This is a genomic window from Aquimarina rhodophyticola, assembly GCF_042434915.1.
Lineage (GTDB): Bacteria > Bacteroidota > Bacteroidia > Flavobacteriales > Flavobacteriaceae > Aquimarina.
Map to the genome: position 1 here is coordinate 874214 of NZ_CP170198.1, position 26375 is coordinate 900588.

The 26375-nt window shown below is 33.4% G+C and carries 22 protein-coding genes and 1 pseudogene; 19 read left to right on the forward strand and 4 right to left on the reverse strand.

Annotation, left to right across the window (positions count from 1 at the left end):
* The first annotated feature begins 283 nt into the window (after positions 1–283).
* From ACE939_RS03685 to ACE939_RS03705, 5 genes are all read left to right on the forward strand, one after another.
* Positions 284–892 carry a hypothetical protein gene (locus ACE939_RS03685; protein WP_378187425.1) on the forward strand — a complete coding sequence of 203 codons (609 nt, stop codon included), beginning with the start codon at positions 284–286 and terminating at the stop codon, positions 890–892.
* A gap of 1 nt (position 893) precedes the next feature.
* On the forward strand, positions 894–1886 hold the full coding sequence (locus ACE939_RS03690; RefSeq protein ID WP_378187426.1) for a DUF262 domain-containing protein: 993 nt from the start codon (positions 894–896) through the stop codon (positions 1884–1886).
* A 688-nt stretch (positions 1887–2574) separates the two neighbouring features.
* Positions 2575–4941, forward strand: coding sequence for a zinc-dependent metalloprotease (locus ACE939_RS03695; RefSeq protein WP_378187427.1), 2367 nt, complete (start codon positions 2575–2577; stop codon positions 4939–4941).
* A gap of 307 nt (positions 4942–5248) precedes the next feature.
* Positions 5249–6859 carry a DUF4832 domain-containing protein gene (locus tag ACE939_RS03700; RefSeq protein ID WP_378187428.1) on the forward strand — a complete coding sequence of 537 codons (1611 nt, stop codon included), beginning with the start codon at positions 5249–5251 and terminating at the stop codon, positions 6857–6859.
* A gap of 95 nt (positions 6860–6954) precedes the next feature.
* Positions 6955–7335 carry a VOC family protein gene (locus ACE939_RS03705; protein WP_378187429.1) on the forward strand — a complete coding sequence of 127 codons (381 nt, stop codon included), beginning with the start codon at positions 6955–6957 and terminating at the stop codon, positions 7333–7335.
* Positions 7336–7389: 54 nt separating this feature from the next.
* On the opposite strand, the gene ACE939_RS03710 is transcribed toward ACE939_RS03705, so the two are convergent.
* A complete protein-coding gene (locus ACE939_RS03710; protein WP_378187430.1) occupies positions 7390–8244 on the reverse strand; it encodes a hypothetical protein in 855 nt (284 codons plus the stop codon).
* Positions 8245–8656: 412 nt separating this feature from the next.
* On the opposite strand from ACE939_RS03710, the gene ACE939_RS03715 reads away from it, so the two are divergent.
* The 4 genes from ACE939_RS03715 (at position 8657) to ACE939_RS03730 (ending at position 11979) form a co-directional block, all read left to right on the forward strand.
* Positions 8657–9220, forward strand: a complete 564-nt coding sequence (locus ACE939_RS03715; protein ID WP_378187431.1) for a TetR/AcrR family transcriptional regulator — start codon at positions 8657–8659, stop codon at positions 9218–9220.
* 60 nt (positions 9221–9280) lie between these two features.
* Positions 9281–9847, forward strand: coding sequence for a carboxymuconolactone decarboxylase family protein (locus ACE939_RS03720; RefSeq protein ID WP_378187432.1), 567 nt, complete (start codon positions 9281–9283; stop codon positions 9845–9847).
* 339 nt (positions 9848–10186) lie between these two features.
* The gene (locus ACE939_RS03725) at positions 10187–11014 is read left to right on the forward strand and encodes a hypothetical protein (RefSeq protein ID WP_378187433.1); all 828 of its coding nucleotides are present in this window, start codon (positions 10187–10189) and stop codon (positions 11012–11014) included.
* A gap of 386 nt (positions 11015–11400) precedes the next feature.
* Positions 11401–11979, forward strand: coding sequence for a mechanosensitive ion channel domain-containing protein (locus ACE939_RS03730; protein WP_378187434.1), 579 nt, complete (start codon positions 11401–11403; stop codon positions 11977–11979).
* Positions 11980–11997: 18 nt separating this feature from the next.
* On the opposite strand, the gene ACE939_RS03735 is transcribed toward ACE939_RS03730, so the two are convergent.
* Positions 11998–12972, reverse strand: a complete 975-nt coding sequence (locus tag ACE939_RS03735; RefSeq protein WP_378187435.1) for a mechanosensitive ion channel family protein — start codon at positions 12970–12972, stop codon at positions 11998–12000.
* A gap of 5 nt (positions 12973–12977) precedes the next feature.
* Positions 12978–15977 carry a DnaA ATPase domain-containing protein gene (locus ACE939_RS03740; protein WP_378187436.1) on the reverse strand — a complete coding sequence of 1000 codons (3000 nt, stop codon included), beginning with the start codon at positions 15975–15977 and terminating at the stop codon, positions 12978–12980.
* Positions 15978–16203: 226 nt separating this feature from the next.
* On the opposite strand from ACE939_RS03740, the gene ACE939_RS03745 reads away from it, so the two are divergent.
* The 7 genes and pseudogenes from ACE939_RS03745 to ACE939_RS03775 all read left to right on the forward strand — a co-directional run bounded on the left by ACE939_RS03745 (position 16204) and on the right by ACE939_RS03775 (position 24787).
* A complete protein-coding gene (locus ACE939_RS03745; RefSeq protein WP_378187437.1) occupies positions 16204–16623 on the forward strand; it encodes a hypothetical protein in 420 nt (139 codons plus the stop codon).
* Positions 16624–16742: 119 nt separating this feature from the next.
* Positions 16743–20492 (forward strand): efflux RND transporter permease subunit, encoded by a 3750-nt coding sequence (locus ACE939_RS03750; RefSeq protein WP_378187438.1) that lies wholly within the window; start codon positions 16743–16745, stop codon positions 20490–20492.
* Between the two features lie 645 nt (positions 20493–21137).
* Positions 21138–21686, forward strand: coding sequence for a DUF4468 domain-containing protein (locus tag ACE939_RS03755; protein ID WP_378187439.1), 549 nt, complete (start codon positions 21138–21140; stop codon positions 21684–21686).
* Between the two features lie 48 nt (positions 21687–21734).
* The gene (locus tag ACE939_RS03760; RefSeq protein WP_378187440.1) at positions 21735–22091 is read left to right on the forward strand and encodes a type II toxin-antitoxin system RelE/ParE family toxin; all 357 of its coding nucleotides are present in this window, start codon (positions 21735–21737) and stop codon (positions 22089–22091) included.
* A gap of 70 nt (positions 22092–22161) precedes the next feature.
* On the forward strand, positions 22162–23211 hold the full coding sequence (locus ACE939_RS03765) for a serine hydrolase domain-containing protein (protein WP_378187441.1): 1050 nt from the start codon (positions 22162–22164) through the stop codon (positions 23209–23211).
* Positions 23212–23540: 329 nt separating this feature from the next.
* Positions 23541–23810, forward strand: a pseudogene (locus ACE939_RS03770) (phosphoribosylaminoimidazolesuccinocarboxamide synthase); the annotation flags it as partial.
* 359 nt (positions 23811–24169) lie between these two features.
* Complete coding sequence (locus ACE939_RS03775) at positions 24170–24787, forward strand: LysE family transporter (protein WP_378187442.1); 618 nt, start codon at positions 24170–24172, stop codon at positions 24785–24787.
* Between the two features lie 37 nt (positions 24788–24824).
* On the opposite strand, the gene ACE939_RS03780 is transcribed toward ACE939_RS03775, so the two are convergent.
* Entirely contained in the window at positions 24825–25082 is a 258-nt protein-coding gene (locus ACE939_RS03780) for a hypothetical protein (RefSeq protein WP_378187443.1), read from the reverse strand.
* Positions 25083–25190: 108 nt separating this feature from the next.
* Here ACE939_RS03780 and ACE939_RS03785 point away from each other — a divergent pair, with 108 nt between their 5' ends.
* From ACE939_RS03785 to ACE939_RS03795, 3 genes are all read left to right on the forward strand, one after another.
* Positions 25191–25466 (forward strand): transposase, encoded by a 276-nt coding sequence (locus ACE939_RS03785; RefSeq protein ID WP_378187444.1) that lies wholly within the window; start codon positions 25191–25193, stop codon positions 25464–25466.
* 183 nt (positions 25467–25649) lie between these two features.
* Entirely contained in the window at positions 25650–25946 is a 297-nt protein-coding gene (locus tag ACE939_RS03790; protein ID WP_378187445.1) for a hypothetical protein, read from the forward strand.
* Entirely contained in the window at positions 25946–26116 is a 171-nt protein-coding gene (locus tag ACE939_RS03795; RefSeq protein WP_378187446.1) for a hypothetical protein, read from the forward strand. Before ACE939_RS03790 ends, ACE939_RS03795 begins: the two co-directional genes overlap by 1 nt.
* Positions 26117–26375 lie beyond the last annotated feature (259 nt).

The window sequence follows — 26375 nt, forward strand, 5'->3', positions numbered from 1 at the left end:
ATGTACAAGCAATAGAAAATAGTTGTAAAATAGAATTTTTTTAGATTCATTAATTTTGCTTAACCCTTTCCACCACTACTTGAAAAGTTGCCGCCCGTGTCCTGAAGGTTTTAAAATCTGTTGGATCATTAAGTAGTTTATATATAATAAATTATGTGGTTTAGTAATAGCAAAACTCACTACCAACCCCACTTAGTATGCTAAGTGTAGTGTTTGTAAAAGAAAAATATAGTTACCATAGGTGTCTATATAACATTGTTAGCAACAAGCAAAGACAAACATTGTGACTAAAGAAGAATACCAAGCAGAAATAACAGATTTAAAGAGTGAAGATGAAAAAAAAATCTTTACTCAAAAAAATTACTTTTACGGTATACCGGTTGTTTTTGATACAAGAGAAAATGAATATTACTATTTCAGAAAAAGAATAGCTGACAATTTTGACATTCAATTTTATGAAGTCCTTATTGTAGGTTCTTCAAAGTTTGGTTTTAGTCCTTACAAGTTTACCGACTTTTCATTGGAATCTGATATTGATGTTGTAATATTCAATGAAAGACTATTTGACGAATATTTTGAACTAATTAGTGAATATCAATATCTTATTAAAAAACAAAGAATACGTCTTAATTCTAAACAGCTAAAAGAATATTCAAGATTTATAAAATATTTTATTAGAGGATGGATGCGTCCAGATTTATTACCACAGAACACAAATGATTTTAAAGAATTAAAACAAAATTGGGATGATTTTTTCAAAAGTATTTCTCATTCAAAATCAGAAGTTGGAAACTATATTGTTAAGGCAGGATTATTCAAAAATCAAAAATATGCTGAAAAATACTATCGCTCATCAATAGATGACATATCAACAAAATTAAAAAGTTTATAAAATGGCAAAGCAAATACCGGCTCAACCGGACAAAAAATCAATTTCTGATTTAATAGGAAAAATTCAAAGAAAAGAATTAATCCTTCAGCCAGACTTTCAAAGAGAATTTGTTTGGACACCTGGACATATGGAAAATTTCATTCAAACAATTTTAGATGGTTTTCCTTTCCCAGAGATTTATATTAGCCAAAAAGGAATTGATTTAACTACGCTTGCAACACAAAATGTTGTAGTAGATGGGCAACAGAGATTAACTACCATCCAAAGATATATTGAAGGTAGCGATGATTTTGAAAAAAGAATTCCAAAGTTCGCAAATTTAGGAGAAGAAAATCAACGTGATTTTTTAAATTATGATGTAACTGTTAGAGATTTAAAGGATGTTCCAGCTGATACAATTATTGAAATTTTTAAAAGGATAAATTCAACTAATTTTACGCTTACAGCAGTAGAAATAAATAATGCTATCTACAATGGAGAGTTTATTTCTTGTGCTAAAGAAATTTTAGAAACTATAAATCAAGCGGAACATAAAGTGCCAATCTTTAGCGAAAGTGAATTAACAAGAATGGCTGATTTACATTTTATCTTACTAATAATGGCAACTTTAGAGGAAGGTGGATATTTTACACAAGACACAAAAGTAGAAAACTACATAGCAAAGTATAATAATGAGTATCCAAACTCAGCAAATACAAGGGATTTAGTTTCTAACACAATTATAAACATTTTAGATAGTGATTTACCATTAGACTCTATTTGGTTTAGAAAATCAAACTTCTTTACTTTAGTTACTGAACTATGCTTTGCACAAACGAAAATTGACGATAAAATTGATAAACTAATAACAGCAGAGGAAAACATTATTACGAATAAAAATGAAGATAAGATAGAAAACAAATTTGCGAAATATTATGCAAGTATGTACGCAGGAACTAACAGCCGAAGTTCAAGAGTTAGGAGAAGTGAATTTATAAGAACTGACATATTGTAAAATGCCAGTTGCTAACACCGTATCCTATGAAAAGCACTAGCCTAGTTCCTTACAATTAATTTTTATTTTTTTAATTATTTCATATTGTTAATGGTTGGCTGTTAGAATGTTGATAATTCTGATTGGATTATCAATATTTCAATAGCTTTTAAATAACTTGCTCAGGACCCTATATTTGATCCATTGTTTGATATGATGGTCACCAGTATCTATATGATTATACGTTATAATAAACCTGGTCATTTGCTATTTATGTATGATAACTAATTCTCTGGTTCACTTCAGTCTTTCTTTAACAATGATAAAATCTTAGATTCAATAAACTTTATCTCCTGATCAAGCTGTTTTTTGTTTCGTACAAGAGAGCGATATACAAATCAAGAAGGTATTCCCCAAAAACCTCTTCGCCCTGTAGCTAATTTTGGTTGGAGTATGTTGTTTTAAGTAATTGTACAATAATCTAAAAGAGGTGGATACACTCACTTTGAACGTTCGTGAGAGTAGTGTACAAGGACACTTCTTCGTATATCGAATAGTTATTAATTACTTATGAATCAGTTTTATCTGTTTTTTATTTTAATTTATTTGATTGTACTACAGTCTATGTTGATATTATAGTACGGAACGCTATGAATAAAAAAAGAGTATCTTGTTCAAGATTTTAAACATATCATTTATACCCAACTACATGAAAACTAACTACATTACGCAATTATTTTTTATACTATGGCTAGTGCCTATAGTTTTAAGCGCTCAACAGACCAAAATATGGAAACAATCTAGCAACAACCAAAAGCTTGACAGTAAATGGAGTGGAATTAAAACGTACACCAGCGAATTAAACCAAACAATATTGACAACATTTTTGGAAAAAGCACCTCAAAAGACAGAATCTCAAATGTCATTTTTAGACCCTAATGGAAAAGAGATGATATTCACCGTGAAACCATCAGGTATTATGTCTAAAGGTCTTCAAGAAAAATACCCAGAGATAAAAACATATAAAGGCTTTAATGCCAAAGGAGCCACTGTGCGTTTCACCATCACTCCTAGTGAAATGAATGCTATCATTTACTCTAAAGACGGAACTATTCTAATAGAACCCATGACTTCTAAGAGTACAAAATATGTTAGTTATTATCAACGAGATTACTTAAAAGTAAATAACTCTGAGGCACCCTCTTGTACAATTGACGGAGCCCAGTCTATAAAAAAAACTAATATAAAGGCTTCAGGCTCTAAAAGTTCAAACACTGTTTTTACGAAAAGGTCGCTAGGTGATAAGATGAAGAAATACCGAATTGCAATAGCTGCAACGGGCGAATTCACAGCGCTTTATGGAGGAAAAACAAAGGCTATGACTTCGATTATAACAACCTTAGATGCGATTAGTGCTATTTTTGAAAACGATGCCGCTATTACATTTGAGTTAGTCGATAATAATGACAAGCTTATATACACAAAAGCAAACGACCCTTATAGCGCCATTCCTAAGACATCTTCGCAATTGCGTACGTTTAATCAAGAACATATAGATGATGTAATTGGTTTTGATAATTATGATTTAGGCATTCTGTTTACCTTTACAGGGAAAAAAATGGGAGGAATATCAGCAACAGGTCATGTGGGTAGACAGTTGAAGGCTGCCACCATGACTGATTTTAATCCTTCAACTAAGAGCCTAGGACTCAATTATTCGGTTCCATATGTAGCTCACGAAATTGCTCACCTTTTTGAGGCGCTTCATACATTTACCGGTAAATGTGCAGGTACTATTCTGCTCCAGCCAACTTATAGCTCTTTTACTATACGAGACGCTTATGAATTAGGTAGTGGTAGTACCATAATGAGCTATGCTGGGTTTTGTGGATATGCAAGTGTAGTTAGCTTGGAAGAAGCTGGTCACTACTTTAATGCTATCTCTATTCATGCAATGTTACGTTACATTGATAAAAACATACCTACGACCGCAGTACTTATAAATACAGAAAATACAGCACCTACTGTAGAAGTAAAGGAAGGAGGCTTTGTAATTCCAATAAATACGCCCTTCGCATTAACTGCAAATGGTGCAGATGCAGATAATAATACTCTTATAACGTACTGTTGGGAACAGTTTGACCAAGCCAAAAAGCAGGAGCATTTAAAAGGTTTTGTTATCGATGAAACTGGTTGGTTTACGAGAGAAGATATGGAAGCAGCAGGACCTCCTTTTAGTGACGAAAATTATATCAATACCATGTTAGCTACTCAAGAAGCCGAAAGAGAACTCTTGTTTGAAGGTGATGGTCCTTTGTTTAGAAGCTTTCCCCCAACCAACGAAAACACTAGATATTTTCCAAAAATGGATGATGTTTTAGCAGGTAATTTAGACTCCAATTTAGAGGTGCTTCCTTTTAAAACTAGAGATTTAAATTTTGTAGTTACTGTAAGGGATAATGTAGGGGGTATGACCAATGGCTTAGTGTCCTTTTCATCTACAGAGACTGCAGGTCCTTTTGTAGTGTCTACATCTTTTACCGAAAGCGAGTATAAAGGTTTTAGCGATATTTCACTTGAATGGGATGTAGCTAACACCAACATACCTCCAGTTAATTGTCAAAATGTGACAATACTTTATTCTATAAATGGTGGCAAAACTTTTGATATTATCCTCAAGGAGAGTACTCCTAATGATGGCTCTGAGGTTATTACGTTACCTAATACCGCAACTTCGATGGGTCGAATAATGGTGAAAGCGGCCGATAATATATTTTTTAATGTAAATAGCACTAATTTTAATGTATCCGAATCAGATGAAGATGATATAAGTGAGCTAGCTAAAGCTGGATTGATATATCCTAACCCTACCCATGAGTTTCTTAATTTATCATCATCATTAATATCCCAAGCCAAGGAGATAAAAGTTTATGATCTAAATGGTAAATTACTAATAAATAGTAAAATTAATTCATCTACAGAGAAGTTGAACATAGCCCACTTAGAACAAGGTATGTATATGATTTCAATTTTGACTGATGATGGCAAAGTTGTTCATAAATTTCAAAAGCAATAAACTGTATAGTATATAAAATGTTTTGAATAAAAAGTCTCAAATTCACTTATAATACACAAATAAAAAAAATCTCGGGTACATAACATACTCGAGACTTTTAGTAGGTAAGTACTATAATTTTCTTAATTAAGCTATAAGCAGTGAGCAACATACAAGTGCCCTCGCCGACCTTTTTATTGGATTTGAATTTTCGAAATTGGTTGCTCGATCACGCAATAAACTGTTTGTAAGTGCGTTGTACATCATTAAAATAAGTATGATGAAGCGTACCCTCCAAAAAAAGTTAATAATAGTAATATTTCTCTTAATGAGTCATACTTTATTATTAGGCCAGTCTATTAACTATACAGCATCCACAGATATTATAGCAAACCCTGAGCGGGGTTTACAAAAATATTCTATTACATCTAGTAACTATGCATCAACTCCTAACTATAGTAACCTATCTGTAGCAACCTTGTCTAATTGGAAAACTAGTACAGATAAAGTGACTGTTGTTTATCGTTATTTTCTTTTAGATTCATTTTTAAACAGGAATATTAATAAAACTTATTTAGAAAATATTCAAGGTGATTTTGATAATATTAGAACCGCCGGTCTCAAAGTTATTGCAAGATTTTCGTATTCTAATGCTAGAGGTACGACACCACAGCAGCCAATTAAATCTCAAATTTTGACGCATATTTCTCAGCTTTCGCCATTACTACATACAAACAAAGACGTTGTTTTTTCTGTCCAAGCTGGCTTTATTGGTACTTGGGGTGAATGGTATTATACAAATTCTACAGAATTTGGGACTGATGGTAGTATCTCTCAAGATCAATGGGCTAATCGTAAAGAAATTATAGACGCAATGTTGACAGCATTGCCCATAGAAGTTCCGATACAGGTTCGGTATGCAGCTATCAAAACAACAATGTACGGTACCACACAATTAAATGAACAGACTGCTTATCAGGATACCCAAAACGCGAGAATTGGATTTTATAATGACGCTTTCCTAAATGATTACGGGGATCAGGGAACCTACAGTGTGTCTTCGCAGTGCGAGAGTCCGGTGGGAACAGTTGATTTTAACTACATTGCTAATGAGACCAAGTATGTACCAATGACCGGTGAGACTAATGGATTGAACACGTGCGATAATGGTTTTAGAACAAAAGCTCCCAATGCAATGAATGAATTGAATTTGACCAACTGGACAACCATAAACAGAGATTATTATACTCCCTTCTGGACGCAAGCAATTGCATCAGGTGATTACGAGGAGATTGTAAAAAATATGGGATATCGATTTGTTTTAAACTCATCAACAATAACAGTTGATAATAACAATTTTGACATAACTTTAAATATTTCCAATGTAGGTTACGCCAGACCATTTAAAGAAAGAAATGTATATTTACTTTTAAAGAATACTGTAAACGATGAAATTACAACTGCCATAATCGATACTGATATTAGAACATGGGAAACTTCGGTTTCAATTACTCAAAATTTTGATTTAGGTATAACAGGTACATTTCAACTATACCTTTGGATGCCTGATAAAGAAGATAATTTAGCAACAAATTCTGATTATAGTATCCAATTTGCAAATCAAAATACATGGGAAGCAGCAACAGGGTATAATAATTTATTACAAACCATAACCCTAGATAAAAGCACAGTCAGTGTAGATAGTTTACCAAATGATAAGGTACTATCGATTTATCCAAATCCATCATCAGATTTTATAACATTCCAATTAAACGACGAAAAAGCCGATAACATTCAAATATTTAATATCAATGGTCAATTTATTAAAACGGTTGCTATTGCTGATAATTTTGAATTAGATATATCTAATTTATCCAAAGGAGTATACTTTATACGCTTTGAAAATAGATCAATTGTCCATAGATTTATAAAAAAATAATAAAAGCTGAAAGGTACTCGAACAACAGTTTGTAGTTATCTAGTAAAACGAATTACACAAGAGATGCTGTGTTACAACTAGTAACTTAATAACCTATGAATTTAAATCAAATAACAGTTCCATCTTTGGATTTGACAAAATCGGTTCCTTTTTATGAAAAATTAGGGCTTAAATTGATTGTAAACGCTCTTCCACATTATGCGCGATTTCAATGCCCAGATGGAAACTCAACCTTTTCAATACATCAAACGGACGAATTACCAAAAGGTGATGGAATCTATGTATATTTTGAGTGTAAAGATCTTGATAAAAAAGTTGAGGAGGTTAAACAAAAAGGAATTCGATTTGATCTAGAACCAACTGATCAAAATTGGCTATGGCGAGAAGCCAAACTAAAAGATGTTGACGGAAATCAACTGATTTTATTTTATGGAGGAGATAATCGACTTAACCCACCTTGGCGAGTAGAGTCTTAAAACACGAACTAGATATATAAATATAAAACTTGCTAGCAGCTAATTTTTTTACTTTTAGAAACATGGATGTTTGCTATAGGGATGTAGCTCATGGTCAATAGTAAAGTTAAAGTTTGCTGAGTCTTTACCTCTTTGATATTCGACATAATCCCAGTTACCCGAATGTATTGTTTTGTAAACACCGTTAATTTTTCCTCCATAAATTTCGTTGTAATATTTTATCAATGTAGGATGAGCTCCTCCTTCTATATATTCTGAGCTGTTATACTCTAGGACAATACCTTGAGCTTGTCCTTTATATTTTACTTTTAGCGCAATATCTTCTTTATTAAAACCGATCCAAATTTTTTGATTTTCATTTTGATTGTTTTTGTAGCAAATGTAATAGTCAATAGTATTTGATGTACGCAATTCATTATATAACCCTGTATCCATAAAGAAAGTCCCGCAGCCATTGTACGATTGTTGTTTGTACCTCAATACAATAGAACTATGACGAGAATTTCCTGCATTATCAAAGCACTCTGTTAAGTTGATCTTACTATCAATAGTTTCAAGTTCATTTACTAAAACTAAGTTTAGATAATTTGACTTATCTAATCTTTGTAAAGTTGCATTTCCTTCTTTGACAAGATTACCATTGTCTAATTGAAGCTTGTAATATAAATGGTCTGCCTTTTTATTAATCTCAATCGACCAACCTGGCTCGCTACCATCTGCTTTAAAAAATAATTTGTCAGCTATTTGAAAATTCTCTTGTTTGTCCTCTTGGGAGGTTTTTACTTCTTCTTCATCACTAATAGAAACCGTATTTTTATTAGTTGTTTGATCACAGGCATAGTTTAAACTTATCAATAGCGCCATGCAATAGCTAATTAATCCTTGTAGGTTAAAATTTTTGTGTTTCATACAATCTTCACTATAATTTGGTCAGCTCAAATAGATTTTTATACTAAATAGCTAGTGTATTAATTAAGTTAGTTATCTCGATCTTTATAGAACCGGCTGGTATTATTATCTATTTAAACGATTCTGGATACACTAACAAACATAAGGTTTATATAGCTTATTGACGAGTATAGAAAGCTTTTTTTGATCAAAAGTTTAGCGCAAGATTTTGAAGAATTATATCGTCAAGACAAATCGTAACAAAAAGTTAGTCGAACAAGTATAGATGCATATTGTATGCATATAAAACCGCGTCTTACTTGCATGGCTCTGTTAAGATTATATGATGTATAATAGTTTTATAAGCTACATTATAAGAATTTGTTAAAAGATTTTTTATTTCTAAATGATTGGTTAGTTTTGCTTTGTATTTATGGCGAGAAAAAAGCAATACATAGAAGAGGATGTAATAAACAAAGCAATGCATGTGTTTTGGTATAAGGGGTATGAAAATACATCCATGCAAATGCTAGAAAAAGAAATGGGGATTAATAAATTTTCAATTTATGCGAGTTTTGGTAACAAACAGGGCTTATTTTTAGAAAGTTTGAAAAATTATAAAGCCAAAAGAAAAGAAATGTTTGATAAGTTAAGAAGTGGCACAAAGGGAGTAGAGGATATTAAACAGTTTTTTTATGACTCTGTAAAAGTTTGTGATCAAGAGGGCAATCAAAAAGGTTGTTTATTAACTAATACATATTATGAATTTTCTAATAAAGAAGATTCGATAATACATAGCCAAGTGACTACTTTTATGAATAATCTTAAAACATTATTTATTGAAAAGTTAAGAATGAACACCTCAAAAAGTGAAGAAATAATTGGTAGGCAAGCTAATTTTTTGGTTTTAGCAAAACATGGTTTGGCTGCAGCAACACGAGTAAATAATAAAGAAGAAATTGAAGATTTTATCGAAATGACCTTCAAGAATATTTAATCATTTTTTTTAATTAATAACTAAACGATTGTTTAGTTTATAACATTACAAATATAAGTTATGACTACATTAAAAATTCATACTATCGAGACAGCTCCAGAAGGGGGCAAGGCATTATTAGAAAACTCTCAAAAAGCGTACGGAATGATTCCGGGTTTGCATGGAGTATTAGCTGGTGCACCAAAAGTTTTGGAAGCTTATCAAGCATTACACGAACTATTTACACAAACATCTTTTGATAATGATGAATTGACAGTTGTATGGCAAACCATTAACGTTGAACATGCATGTCATTATTGTGTACCTGCACATACTGGTATAGCCAATATGATGAAAGTAGATGAAGCGATAACTAATGCTTTGCGAAACGAAGCTCCTCTCGAGAATCCTAAATTAGAGGCGCTGCGTACTATGACCTTAAAAATTGTTCGTAATCGTGGACACGTAACACAAGAAGATTTAAATACCTTTTATGCAGCTGGATATGAAGAGAATCATGTGTTGGAAATTATTTTAGGACTTTCCCAAAAAACTATTAGTAACTACGTAAACCATATTGCTAACACTCCCGTAGATGACGGATTTAAAAAGTTTGCATGGTCCAAAGAAAACGTTGAAACTTTATAGTTGGAGTTGATCGTAAGATTATAAACCTTTCGCTAATGCGAAAGGTTTATCTATGGTATTGATAGCAGCGTACTAGCAATTTTACAATAAATTCTTAGTGTTTTAATTAGCTCTATAATCTAATAGTTCTTATATTTTTATCAATATAGTAGTATTAAAATACCCTTATAGACACAGAAGCTTTACCCTTGAAACTTAGACGATACACTATCAGCTTTATGCTTTAAATTTTTATAAAATGAGCGTTTTAAAGTGTACTCATAAATTAACGGGTTCCAATCATAAGCGGTGGCTGTAACACATGTTACAACTAGTTATCTATAGTAAAATAAATAAATGATGAATTATAAAAAATTAATTTTTGTGAGTGCAAGCATGTTTTTGATAGCCTGCGGAAATAAAGATGCTACAACGAAAGAAAGTACAAAAAGTGTAGATAGTCAAAAAATAGATTTTCAAAATAAAGGACACGAACTAGTGTACAAAATGACACAAGAGGTAGGTAATTATCAAGATTTATTAGATCTAAAAGATGTTGTTTTCAAATATACATATCGTACACCCGATAAAAAAGAAGATGTATCTATTGAATCCTATATTTTTGATGGCGAACTATCACATGGAAAATATATAAAACACCAAAGAACATTACCCTTTTTAGCGGATACAATGGAGCAAGGATATAACGGAAAACATTTTTGGGTTAAGATAGATGCAAAAGAGATAAGAGATAGTACTATAACTAAGAGTGCAGCCTTTACCCGTAAAACTAATTTTTATTGGTTTGCTATGATGCAAAAATTGTTAGATCCTGGTATTCGTTATGATTACTTAGGGCAAGATACTATAATGCATACTATGTATGATATAGTAAAGATTACTTTTAACATTGGGGATTCCGTATCTTCTGATACCTATCAATTATATATAAACCAAGAGACTCATCTTGTAGATCAGTTTTTATTTACTGTGGTATCCAAAAATGTATTAGATCCTATATTAATGCGTGTTAGCTATGAAAAAATAGATGGTATTTTGTTAACAACCTATCGAAAATATACAAAATCTGATTGGAATGCCAAGGTTCTTACAGATTCTTGGGTTGAAGAAATTAGCACTGATATTAAGTTTAATCAAAATTTGGACAAAACATTATTTTACAATTGATCAGTCTTATTTTGTATGAAGATAAAATGCTAAATAGCAAACCCGTAATTTTTTCAATGTATAACAAATGAGGCACTTAAAATATTAGTATTCTTCAATTTAAAGTGCTTTATAATAATGGATGCAATCACTATTTAACTGTAGCTCATTCGTGATTAATGTGGGATTACATTCATTCAATAGATTTAATGCAAAAAAGGTATACTTGTTTAAATTCGGTTTTAAAAAATTATAGATACCGATAGTTTATCTTTTTGTAGTCTATAACTAGTGAAATCGTTATGGTTTGTGGAACGCTATAATTTGTATGCAAAGAATCTTATATTGCTCGTTTTGCGCTTTTAATTCACCAAATATGATTTATTTTTGCAATAAAAAGGATTACTATGGATTTATTGGTTTATAAAAAGGAATTACTGTATACATTCATACTTATATGTCTCTCGATAACGATAATCGTGATAGCAAAAAGAGCAATTAGAAAATTTTCTTTTGTTCGTGCTATTGAGGTGAACCGCAGAAAGGTGATTTTTAATCTCGCCTATTTATTGACATATATCATCACAGGAGCATTTTTGGCGATTATTTGGGGTATGGATATTAAACAATTTTCGGTTTTTATATCTTCAATTCTGGCAGTTCTCGGGGTTGGTTTTTTTGCTCAATGGTCTATACTATCCAACTTAACCTCGAGTGTAATTTTATTTTTTAACCATCCGGTACGTATCGGGGATAGAGTTAAAATTTTGGATAAAGATTTTGATTGGACAGGTATTGTTGAGGATATTACAGGTTTTTATTTTTTTATGCGAACTGACAAAGGTGAAAATATAACCCTTCCCAATTCTTTGGTTATGCAAAAAGGTATTCAAATTATGGACAAAGAAACAACATTAGGTGAAGTGTTACCCGCAGATAATGTAGTTATGCACTCTGATACAATAAAAGAAGATTTTACCGATTAGCGATCATATTGTTATACTTTAGTTCAAATCTTTTGGGTCCATTAATTTTTCTTCTAGCAATTGCTTCATCACAATCTCTGTCATATCACTTTTAAAAGCAAATTCATACCGTATGTCAACTACATAGGCCTTTAATCGCATTTTTAGATACGATCTATTTTCTTTTACTTCATTAAAAAATAAAACCGCAATAGGTTTATTTAAATAAATATACTTAGATACTTGTGCCGATTCTATAGCCACTTGTCTCACACGGTTTGTGTTAATAGTGATCGGAAGGTAAACTTCGGCAACGACCTGACAGTTTGCTTCACCATTGTTGGCATTGGACACAGATTTATTCATTAATTCACCATTAGGAATACTCACTAGAGAATCATCGGGGGTTATAATTCTAATAGATCTAAGGCCTATCTCTACAACTTCTCCATAAAAGGTTCCAACTTCGATTTTATCTCCCACCTTAAAGGGGCGATCTAGTAAAATCATGACACCTCCAAAAATATTTTTTAAAATATCTTGAGCTGCAAATCCTATAGCTATACCTAGTGAGGCCATAACAGCAATCACTGTAGCTGCTGGAGGTCTAAAAACGCCTATAATGATAAGAACCATAATAAAGATCCATCCAAAGATTTTTACAATCGGGATTAATCCTTTAATTGTGATACGTTGTGTAGTAAACTTCTCGGCAAACCGTTCTAAAACAGTAACAATAAATCGAATGAGAAGATACCCTGTAATGATAAGTAATAATGCCCAAAAAATTTTACTGAAGGAAAAGAGTTCCCATATTGGGGGCGGAGTCAATTTGTCAATTACTTCATTTTCTACCTTTTTAGTAATTTCTTCACTCGCTTGTTCAACTTGGATAACCTTTAAAGTATCAATGCGTATCGTACTGTCTTTTTGGGTAGGTGCCGCCTGCTGTGCAAAGCCAAGGCCAAGGTTGCAGAATACGTAGAGTAGAAAAATTGTTGCTTTTTTAAACATAAATTTTAATGTATAAAGTTTTTACTCTTTAATAAGTTGGTTATCTGGCGGTACAATAGTGTATTGATATTATAGTAGCTTTCTTTATCCAATGTTAATAAACCATTTTCATATAAGGAGTTTACTATTCGATGTGTTTTTTGTTTGTCAAAACCCGATAAGCTTACGAGGGTATCAAGCGTTACTTTTTCTTGCAACAATATAGCATGTAACATAAAGAGTTTATTTGGGGCTAACTTTTCAAGAAATGTTACATCAATACTTTTTAAGGAGCGAAGTGTAATCACGTTGCCCGAGACGGTTGTCGTAGAACGTAGCCAATAGGTGAAAGCTATTTTAAAATTACTTCTAGCAATTTTGGTAAGGTCTTTAAAGAAATCTTCTTTGAGTAACCGTTGTTTTTCTTCGTTGGATGCTTTATTTATTTTTTTGGTAAGGTACTCTCTAGGGGGTTCTTCAAACATAAGATCATATCCACTTTTTTTATGTCGTTTAAGTAAGGCTTGTGTCATTGTATCGGTATCAATTCCGTCTATATCGATACGATAAGAGAAGCGTTCTGATAATTGAATAGCTTTGTCTAAAAACTGATAAGAATATTTTGCACAGGTGAGTATCCAAAATACTGACTTTTGAGTTGCATACATCAGTTCTGAAATTTGATGTAAGGCTTCAAAACCTTTCACTTTTCTCACATATAAATATTGAATATTTTCTAGAACAATAACTTTTTTACTACCAGAGTTTAAATAACTAACCCAATCCTCAAAAGTGTAAAGCTCTTGTGCAAAAACAGAGTTTAGAAACTCAAATAATGCCTCACTGCTATATAATGCGTCTATGGGAGATGCTATGATCGTTTTGGTAGTTTTGGGAATCGAATTAATGAAGAAATCGAGTAAGGAGGTTTTACCAGCGCCACGCTCACCATAAATAATAACCGAAGAAAAACGAGTACGCTGCCAGGAGGTATATGCTGTATTTAAAAGCGCTAAATCATGCGATCTCCCCACAAAAAGATCTTCACTAGTTACGGTATCTAAGTGAAATAGTCGCTTGTAAATAAACGGTAATTGTTCTAAAGCTTGTTTTTCTTCTTTCAAAAAATCCGAAAGGTCTTTTGTAATATTGGTAGCAGGTTTATAAAGTCCTGTACGCAATAAAAAACTTTGGGTCTTGTCCTTAGTTTTGAGCCATGTTGTGCGCAATTTTGTAATAGCTATGGGAACAAAGTTTATAACTGTATTTACAACCTTTTGTTTAATAGCTTTACTCTTTTCTACAGATTTGGCTTTGGCAATGGTAAGCCTAATGTTATAGATATTTTCGGTTTCTGTTAGCGCTACACTACGTTTAATAAAACCATCGACGCCAGGATACAAAATTGTATGATTAGAGGTTTCCCAGTCCAAAATCGATTGCTTAAGCGCAGTAATTTTATCAATACTTCTTTGGATTCCATCGACCGCTATAGTTTCTGGATTATCTTGCAAAGACGCGGTGTCAAATAAAGTTAATGCAGATTCTAAGTTAAACTCTATGGTCTGCCCCAAAGCTTCGATCGTTTCTATAGCCTCTTCAATACTAAGTGACATATCAACCTTGGCTGTATTGATAATTTTAGAAAAAAGTGGCCAACTTTCGTAGTTAATCAACTCATAAGGTGAGGTATAATTAATCTCGGATAGCTTTGTGGGGGTTAAGTAATCTGCTGTAGTGCTAATAGCTCGCTTATGAGAAATATCTTTTAATAATGCTTGCACCGTTTCATCAAAGGTGGTTAGCACTTCGGGTACATCTTGTGACGTAATATAAGTGGTAGCGCCAACAATAATTTTGGGAATAAAATCTTTACGTATGGCTTGAAGTTCCTTTGCAATAACCGTTTTAAGCACCGTATCCTTATCGGTTGTAATAATCGCGTTTTTTGAAATAGTAAGATTACTAATAAGGGTATCCAGATGTAAATTAATAGTTACAGCACGCTCGGCAATACGCTGCTTAGTATGAAAATAAGTAGACAACAAAGTAAATACTATGATATATATTTCATTATCCAGTCCCCAGTCATCATTTAATAACTCGTGGGTTGCATCCCATCGTTGTTCATTTTTTAAAAGTAACTGTACAGTATGCTTTTGTTTTTCTAGGATTCGTTGATCCGAGAATTCACTTCTTGATAGCTCAATGGTATCGCATTTGTCAATGGCATCATTATACTCTTCAAAAATCTCATTAAAAACCACATCGATTTGTTGACTAAGTTGAGTAATCTTATCACTAGCAGCTATAATGACTTCTGATGGTGCACTTCCCGTATCAGACATATCAAAATCATCGGCACCCTCTAGATAGGCATTTATTTTTTTATCATAGGCAGTATCGATAGACCAGCAAACATTGGTAAGTACCGTAATCTCTTTATATAGGCTATCTATAATTGGTAAGAGCTTACGAGTAAGTTCGGACTTAAAATAGTACTGTGTAAGGTTTTTGTATGGTATAGTATGTGTCCAATAGGGGATAGGCCTTTCTTCTTTTTTAAATAATCGTCTAAAAAAATTTGTGAAACGAACGGGAGACTTACTTAGTTTAAAAAGAAGTCGCTTGCCATATTTTTTGAATCGTATAGCCTTGGTGTCGGTGGTAGTTGGGTAGAAACGATCCCTGTCTTGAATTTTAATTATGGTTTCATCCAAACTGTCAAGATAGCGCTCAAGTGCAACATAATAAGTAGTAAGTGGATGATTGGAAGGGGTATACTTATTCGGAACAAAATATGCATTAATAAGTGCTGATATATCTTTTTTATAGGCTGTTAGATCAGCAAGTGCACGGTTTTTTTCGGTACTACTATAGTTTATGGAACGCTGTTTGGTTTGTAACTTTAGAATGTCCGAAATAATAGCATCATGACTTTTAATCCGATGTTCTAAAACGGGTAAAATATTTTCTTGATAAAGATGCGCTAGCACATCTTTAGATTTAAGTATGCGTTCTTCCATATAGAAGAGTTAGTGATTAGGATTAACTAGTATCTATCTTCTTAGATATGCGAAATATAACTAAAAGATTTAGTTTTGATTCATAATTTTTTTAGCCTAAACTGTTACCTCAAGCAGGATGCTCTTAATCCATAACTTAGGATGTATGCATAACGCCAATATTTAGGCACTATAGCATGCGTTAAATTTTATCTTGCTTTCACAAAAATTTGTAGCTTTGCTATCAATGAAACAGATTGTCTTCAAGTTTATGGCTGCGTTTATGGCATGTATAGTGGTACTTACTACCATGTCGTTTACGGTCGATATGCACTTTTGTGGCACTACAATGGTTGATTTCTCATTCATTCAACAAACCAAATCTTGTGGAATGGATAAGGTACTAAATACTGCAGATTGCAAGTTTCCATTAATCTCTAAAAAATCATGTTGCTCTGATACTCAATTAACGGTAAAGGGGCAGGACGAACTAAAAAACTCTTGGGATTCAACCACCTTTGTATCTCAAGTTTTTGTCGCTTCATTTTTATACTCGTATACGCTTCTTTTTGATGTCAAAGATACCCTAGTGTTACCAAAACCTGATTATCGGCAAACATGGGTGTTACAAGATTTATACCTGTTGCATCAGAGCTTTATTATTTGATATTACAACTAGTTCATTCTCTAGTCCATTTACATATCTTTACTCTTCGGATATATTTTTTAGACAATTACTGGGTAACACCTCGCAAAACGTCTTTTAACATGTAACTACTATATTCTATGCTTAATAGAACCATCAAATTTTTAATAGAAAATAAACTTGTAGCTTTCTTGATCCTTTTTATAAGTATCGGTTGGGGTATTGTACATGCTCCTTTTGGTTGGGATACAGGTTTTTTACCATCAAACCCCATCGCTGTGGATGCGATACCAGATATAGGGGAAAATCAACAAATAGTCTTTACACAATGGGAGGGTCAATCTCCTCAAGACATAGAAGATCAAATCACTTATCCATTAACCACCTCATTATTGGGTATTCCCGGAGTAAAAACTATTCGAAGCTCCTCTATGTTTGGATTTTCAAGTATCTATATCATTTTTGAAGAGGATATTGAATTTTACTGGTCACGTAGCCGTATTCTTGAAAAGTTAAATTCGCTACCCGCAAACCTTCTTCCACAAGGTATTAAACCTTCTTTAGGACCAGATGCTACGGGATTAGGGCAGGTATTTTGGTATACCTTAGAAGGTAGAGATACACAAGGTAATGTTACAGGAGGGTGGGATCTGCATGAGTTACGTAGCCTGCAGGATTACTACGTAAAGTATGGATTATCAAGTGCTAGTGGAGTATCAGAAGTAGCGTCGATAGGAGGGTATGTGCAAGAATATCAGGTAGATGTGAATCCTGAGTTAATGCGTCAATACAAAATAAAGCTTGGTGATATCGTAAGCGCAGTCAAAGAAAACAATAAAGACATAGGTGCTCAAACATTAGAAATTAACCAAGCCGAATATTTGGTACGAGGCTTAGGATACTTCAAATCGATTGCAGCCATAGAGGATGCTGTTATCAAATCAACAAACTATACATCACTAAGAATCAAGGATGTTGCCAATGTAGTTTTAGGTCCCGCTGCTAGGCGCGGTATACTCGATAAAGAAGGAGCAGAAGTTGTAGGGGGGGTAGTCGTTGCTCGCTATGGAGCCAATCCTATGGAAGTAATAAATAATGTAAAAAATAAAATTGAAGCGATAAAAGGTGGGTTGCCATCCAAAACCCTTAAGGACGGTCGATTATCACAGCTCACCATTGTACCTTTTTATGATCGTACGGTGCTAATAAATGAAACATTAGCTACACTTGATGAGGCACTAACCCTAGAGATACTTATCACGATGTTGGTGATTATCATCATGGTAGTAAATGTAAGAGCTTCGATCCTCATTGCGGGACTATTGCCAGTAGCAGTATTAATGATCTTTATAGCAATGAAACTATTTAATGTAGATGCAAATATTGTCGCACTCTCTGGTATTGCCATTGCTATTGGAACCATGGTTGATGTAGGTGTTATTTTGGCAGAAAATATGATTAGGCACCTAGAGGATCCCGATAGAGACCCTACTTTAACTACAAACGAGATTATATACAAAGCTACTGCCGAAGTTTCGGGCGCAATCCTTACGGCCGTGTTAACTACCATTATAAGTTTTATTCCTGTATTTACTATGATTGGAGCCGAAGGAAAACTCTTCAGACCCTTAGCATTTACCAAAACCATGGCACTCTCGGCATCCCTTGTCATAGCACTCTTTTTGATTCCGCCAATAGCTGCTTTTATATTTAGAAAAAGAACCCTAAAACCCCACTACACATATAGTATCAATGCTAGCTTAATTCTTATAGGTATTGTAGGTACTTTTTACGATTATTGGATAGCAAGTATTCTTATTCTATTTGGGATTACAGGAATACTACGCTTAAAAAGTTTGCTTTCGCGAAAGCAAATAAACCTGCTTCACAGCATAATTTTGGCGTTTGCTATTGTTGGGATGTTAGGAGCCTATTGGCGACCTCTTGGGGTGGACCGTAGTTTATTAATGAATCTAATTTTTGTAGCATTGATTTGTTTTGGACTGTTAGGCATTTTTTCACTTTTACGACGGTACTACAGTCAAATTTTGAAGTGGGCTTTACAATACAAAGCTGCATTTATAAGCATACCAATCCTACTCGTAGTACTGGGAGTAATTATTATGCGAACTACAGCCAAAGAATTTATGCCCTCCCTTAATGAAGGTTCTTTTTTACTAATGCCAACATCGATGCCACATGCGGGCGTCCAAGAAAACAAGCGTGTATTGCAACAGTTGGATATGGCAGTAGCGACCTTACCAGAAATTGAAACAGTTGTTGGAAAAGCAGGGCGTACATCCTCGGCACTGGATCCTGCACCATTATCTATGTATGAAAATATTATTCAATATAAATCAGAATATATGTTGAATGCAGAAGGTAAAAAACAGCGGTATAAAATTAATAAAGATGGATTGTTTGTGCTGAAGGATGGGGGATATAGTAACAATCCAAACATAGCCACTAGGGTAAATATTTTGGACTACGACAAGTCAAAATTGAAAAATCCATTTGAACTAAAATCTACCGATTTGATTGTTGATGATGAGGGTGAATTCTATCGCAATTGGCGACCAAAAATTAAAAATCCTAACGATATCTGGAACCAAATTATAAGCGTTACAAAATTACCAGGCGTAACCTCTGCTCCCAAATTACAGCCCATTGAGACCAGGTTGATAATGTTACAAACAGGGATGCGAGCCCCCATGGGGATCAAGGTCAAAGGACAAAACTTGGATCAAATTGAAGCTTTTGGATTACAGTTAGAAAATATTGTAAAGCAAGCCGAAGGTGTAAAAAAAGAGGCAGTATTTGCAGATCGAATCGTAGGAAAACCCTATTTACTAATCGATATAAAAAGAAATCAATTAGCTCGATATGGCTTAGCTATTAATGATGTCCAAGAAATTTTAGAAATTGCCGTAGGGGGTAGAGTTCTAACCCAAACCGTAGAAGGTCGTGAACGTTATGGAGTGCGAGTACGGTATCCAAGAGAATTACGTAATACACCCGATGCGCTTAAAAATATATATGTCCCAGTTCAAAATGGGAGTCAGATACGTTTGGGAGAGCTTGTAGAGATTCGTTACGAACAAGGACCACAAATTATCAAAAGTGAAGATACGTTTTTGGTAGGGTATGTGTTGTTTGATAAAATAGACGGCTTTGCAGAAATAACAGTTGTTGAAACGGTGCAAGCTTTGCTTGCAGAAAAGATAAAATCGGGTGACCTTACAATCCCCAAAGGCATAAGCTATCAATTTACGGGATCGTATGAGCATCAAGTTCGGGCAGAGAAAACATTGCTCGTAGTAATACCTTTAGCCTTGACGATCATATTTTTGATTCTTTATTTTCAATTTAAATCGGTATCAACATCGCTTATGGTGTTTACCGGAATTACTGTAGCCTTTGCTGGGGGATTTATCATGATTTGGCTGTATGGACAAGATTGGTTTCTTAATTTTACTCTGTTTGGCGAGAATATGCGGGAACTCTTTAATATAAGAACGATTAATTTGAGTGTCGCGGTTTGGGTAGGATTTATTGCATTATTTGGTATCGCAACCGATGATGGTGTTGTAATGGCTACTTATCTAACACAAACTTTTGAGCGTGAACAACCACGTGACATACGACAGATAAGACAGGCAACATTAAAGGCTGCGCAAAAAAGAATACGCCCGTGTCTTATGACAACTGTAACTACAATTTTGGCATTATTGCCCGTATTAACCTCAACAGGTAAAGGAAGCGATATAATGATCCCGATGGCTATTCCTATTTTTGGAGGAATGGTAATAGATATTACTTCGTATTTTATAGTCCCAGTATTGTATAGTTGGAAGAAAGAGATGGAGTTGAAAACCAGCTCGAAGCAGTAGTATACTAGTTCGAGCTGTTACTTTAATAGATTAAGGTCATCATTTAAGGCCTGATGACCCTAAAAGTTTGGCACATAGGCATGAGGATATGGGGTATTTGTCCTAAAATACTGCAAATAAGAGTAGTTTAATGGGTTAATAGTAGTCAAAATAATACTTAGAAATAGTAAAACCATTCTTAGATCTAATAGGGTAAGGGAGTAACCCCCTTCACTTGAGGGGATATAGCGTTACAATGGCAATTTTTTAGGTAAACGTCTCAGGATTATATATGACCTACTCTCGATAACTGTAGCCTGCTATAAAAATAAAACAGTTTTGTTAAGCCCTTGCTACTACTGCTTGGAAAGTTGCCGCACTTGTCAGGAAGGTTTCCCGAAGGTGGGAAGTGTTGCCGCCCGTGTCTTAAAGGTTTTAAAATCTGTTGGATCATTAAGTAGTTTATATATAATAAATTATGTAGTTTAGTAACATTAAAACCAAATCCCCACACCACTTAGTATCCTAAAGATAGTGTTTGTAAAAGAGAAATATAGTTACCATAGGTATTTATATATTGTTGTTGTGTGCAATGGTTAAAATTCTGATAGGAGACAATAATCTTAATAAAACAATGAATAATATTAATTAAAAAAAGAGACAATTATGAAAAGAATTAATCTAATAATTGGTATTTTATTTCTTACTACCCTGACTTTATCAGCACAAGAAAACTTAACATTTGAAAAAGTTATACAGACAGATGGTATTGGAAAAGCAATGATTTTTACAACTGTCAACGATTGGTTTGCGACTACTTACAATTCTGCGAATGACGTTATTCAAATAGCAGATAAAGATGCGGGAATAATTGTTGGTAAAGGCTCAATGTCATTCAAGTACGGAGGAATGTTATATTTGTGTTTCGTAGGATATATAAAATATACAATCAAGGTTTATGTCAAAGACAATAGATATAAAGTTGTTTTAACTAATTTCAATCACTCAGTAAAACCAGGAAATGGAGCTCAATGTGCTTTAGGACTTATTACAACTGCTAATTTTTATGCAACGAAAGGTATGTCAAAAAAATACCATAACAAAGTGTGGATTGGAATTAAATTAAAAGCAGAAGAGTACTCAAATGATATATTTACATCATTAGAGAATAAAACGAAAAATGTTAAAATTGAAACAGTCGGTGATGATTGGTAAAACCAAAGCACACAACAACGCATCAAAAATAATTGCCGTATATCAGAAATGTCATGGGTTGTAGCCCGCATCAATATTAGTGGTTTTGAAAGTTTTGAATCCCAGACTTGGCAACTATTCTTATGCAAACGTTACCCACAATTAGAAAATAAATGTGAAAAGGACAGAATTAATATTAATCGGAATTACAGTTTTAGCTTTAATTATGAAATTTTTACATTTACCTGCATCAGGAATATTGACGGTATTATCGCTGAACGTCCTTTTTCCTTTGAATCTGTTGACTATATAAAAAAAGGATACAGTTGCGTGCATGGATTTGATAGTATTTTCTATAAAGTCAATGAAAATAATGTTGAAATAGTGACAATAATTGGAAGACAAGATTTGAATGAAAATTTATAATGGAATTTAAAAAGATGTAGCCAACAATAGTAACCGTTGCACAAGTCCTTTAAAAAACTAAGAACACCTAATGAAATTTAGTTTAATAGTCATAGCCTTTTACCTTCTAATTTCCTGTCAAACCAATGGACAGAAAAAACAAGACTACGATTCTGGTTTGTCGTTAAAAATTGACTCGATTATTAACGAACAAAAATTCAATGGTGTGATTTTGGTTTCCGCAGACTCAATAGACATTTATTCTAAAGCAATTGGTTTTTCAGATTTGGAAAACAACACTAAACTTGATGTAAATGACCAATTTGTAATAGGTTCTATAAGCAAACAGATTACAGCCGTATTAGTTTTGAGAGAATACGAAAAGGAAAACCTTGAACTTGACGATTCGATTGGAAAATACTTACCCCAAATAAGTCAGCCTTGGATAAAAAAAGTAACCATTCATCATTTATTGACTCACACACACGGAATTGTTGACTTGAATAAACCTTTGGAATTTGAACAAGGTTCCCAATTCCATTATTCGCAATTGGGATATGAATTGCTCGCTCAAATCCTTAAAAAGGTTACTGAAAAATCTTTTGAACAATTATCGACCGAACTTTTTGAAAATTATGGACTTAAAAACACATTTCACCCTAGCAACAAAAAATATGAACACCTAGTAAAAGGCTATGAAGAAAACGAAAATGGAATCTTGGTTTTTGCTACGAATAGTTTAGACAATTATGTCTCAGCTGGTAGTTTCATATCAAATGGAACCGACCTGAAAAAATGGAACGAAAATTTATATTCGGGAAAGTTGATTACGAAAGAAACTTTGAAATTAATGACAACCAAATACGCAACTAGAATCCACCCGATTTTTGAAACAGTTGAATATGGATATGGACTACTTTTCAAAGACGGAGAACAAAATATTCAAGTCGGTGCATTAGGTTATGTACCTGGATTTGTATCTGCTTGCTATTATTATCCACAAGAGAATTTGAATCTTGTTATTTTGGAAAATACTGCAAACAATTTAGATGACTTTAAACAAACATTTGAGGTACATACCGAAATTATGGAATTGATAAAAAAACGAACGCACAACACCGTATCCTATGAAAAGCACTAGCCTAGTTCCTTAAGATTAATATTTATTTTTTAAAGTATGTCATATTGTTAATGATTAGCTATTGAAATAACTTGCTCGGCATCCTATATGTGATCCATTGTTTGATATGATGTTCACCAGCATCTGTATGATTATACGTTATAAACTACTGAGCATAGAACAATATGCTCGCTTAAAGACACTCTCAAAAGCGTAATGAAGAACGCTGTCGGTAAGCCGTATGAGGGAAAAGTTTACGTACGGTTTGATGAAGGGGGCACTGATAATTCTAGAAAGTTATATCTTTAACAGATACAAATAGGAGTAGCGCTATCAGGCGCTACTCTACTTTTTATACAGATGGCTACGAGGAACGACAGAAAAAAGGAGAAGACCAGAAACAATTATCCAAAGAGTTCCTAAGACAATGGTTAATCTCAAAAGGCTTTCAAGGCAAAGAAGGGCAGCAAATCCCCGAGATGACCAAAGCTTATATTGAATCTGTTTCTAATAGATATATAGAGCTATATGAAAAGATCACTGGAGAAACTTTTATAAAAGCTCCCGTTGACGCAATCGATAAGAGAATTGAAACCAATGTTCTTACATATCTAGGATAGCTTATTATTGTATTGCAACACTTTATAAATTCTCGATGTAATTAACGTTATTTCGAGAATTTTAATTATAACAAACTGCGATTACTTTTATCAAACCCAAAAGCGGCTAGTAAAAATATAAAGACAAATTGATAATAGAAATAAAGCAAATCATCTTCAGAAATCTTTTTATGCCTACTGGGCACTAGGATAGATTTTAAAATACCCCATTTGAGTAGTGGTAAAATGTATATGATAACACCAAAACATAGCGCGATATAAAAAAGTGAGGTTTTTTAAGGTTATTTTATCAGAATTTAAGAGAGTCCCTATAAAGAAATTAGTTGATTAAGTTGTTTATTTGTGCCTTTATATAAATTATGGTCTTTTTTACATGTTTGTTTTTAGGGTTTGCAGTTGCCGCATCTGGTAGCATAGTTCCTAGTTTTTTAAATTTAACTGTGGTTAAGTTTAGTTTAAAAAGTGGAATAAAATCTGCTCTTTTTTTGATAGGAGGTTTTGCGACCGTACTTTTTTTTCAGGCGAATATTGGTGCATACTTATCGAATATTTTGATGAAAAATTCAGAGTATATTACAACGATTCAACAAATAGGCACGGTTATTCTCTTTTTGTTATCTATAAACTTTTTTAGGCTCTATTTTACAGTTAAAAGAAAAAACAAGAAAGAGGATATAGATAAATCAAAAGCTTACCTTTACGGTGTTGGGATGTCACTGCTCAATACTTTTGCAATTCCGTTTTATTTTACTACAATTTCATTGCTTATAGGTCTGGATTATTTTGAATACTCTTTTCTAAATAGTTTATATTTTTCAATAGGTTCTACAGCTGGTTCTTTTTCATTATATGCTGGATATGCCATATTTGCGAATAAAATTGAAGAAAAATTAACCTTTATAGCAACAAAAATAGATTTAATTTTGGGATGTTTAACTGGGGTAGTAGGAGTAGGAAACCTCATTTATTTGCTTTAAAAGAAGTTTTATCCTTCCTATTTACTTTGAGCTACACTTATCCTTCAGCATAAACCTTTAGATCTTTATTCATTTGCTCAAAACCATTTTTGGTATTTTTATCCAGACTTTTGCTGAAAAGTTTAACTAAAATTCCGCTAAAATGTTCACTATGTTCAAAATTAGTTGTACCGTTACCGTTGTCGATCAACTTGAAGATATGTTCACCATCAAATAATCCCCCAAAGCACAACTGTCCTAACCATTTTAATTCACAATTTTCATTTAAAGTTAGTATAACTGGTTTAAAAGTCATTCCTAGTAATGTTACTCTAAGTTGGTTTCCCACGTTTAAACTATGATCATCCCCCCAAAATTAGGACAGTAGTTTAAGTTCTGAAAAAAGAATTTTAAATTTACATATATGACACGAAGAAAATTCACATCCAAATTCAAAACTAAAGTGATTTTAGAAGTTCTAAAGGAGCGAGAAAAGACAAAGGAACTCTCACAACGCTTTGAGATATCCTCTCAACAGATTAATCTATGGAAACGAGAGTTTCTCACCCAAGCGGAATCTGTATTTGCCAAAGGAGACAAATCTGGAAAGAGTGAAGCAGAGGAAAAAGAAGACCGTTTATTGAAAGTAATTGGCAAGCAAAAAGTGGAGCTTGATTTTTTAAAGAACGCCTTGCACTAAAACCACTTAAGGAGCGTCGTAAAATGATAAGCAAGGGTCATTCCAATCTTAGTATTGTTAAGCAAAGTAAGCTCTTACAATTACACCGTTCGGGTTTCTATTACAAGCCCAGAGGTGAAAGCAGTCTCAATCTAGAGCTAATGCGTTTGATGGCCGAACATTATAGCGATCACTATTTTAAAGGTGCCAAACGAATGCACACTTGGCTTGCTTACTATGGATAAGGGGTATAAAGTAAATCAAAAGCGCATAGATCGTTTGTATTACAAGATCATGGGGTTAAGTGTTATTATGCCTGGAAAACAAACCTCTAAACGTAATAAGGCTCATAAAATATATCCATACCTGCTAAGAAACTTAACAGTGGAAAAGCCGAATCAAGTGTGGGCCAACGATATTACTTATATACCAATGCGTAAAGGATTTATGTATTTAGTAGCCATTATAGATTTAGATAGTCGTTATGTAGTCAATTGGTAATGGATGCACTATGGGGCAAAGAGGTCTTAGAGGAAGCTATAGCCATACATGGTAAGCCTGGGATTATCAATACCGATCAAGGCAGCCAGTTTACATCAGCAATATTCGCTCATTTTGTGTTATCCAATGCTATAAAATTAAGCATGGACGGTAAACGGAAGAGCAATTGACACTGTCAATATCGGGAGATTATGGAGAAGCGTCAAATACGAAAACATCTACCTAAATCTGGAGTAGAATTGTATAGGCAGCTGTGTAAATACTTTGATTTTTATAATAATCGAAGAAGGCATCAAGGAATAGAAAACGAAACACCTAGTAACCGATATTTAAGACAAGAAAGAAAAGCCGCATAAAAATAAAACTTAAATTAGCAGCTAGACTATCTTAATAAATAGAGGTATTTTATTGTTATTCCGAATAGTTTAT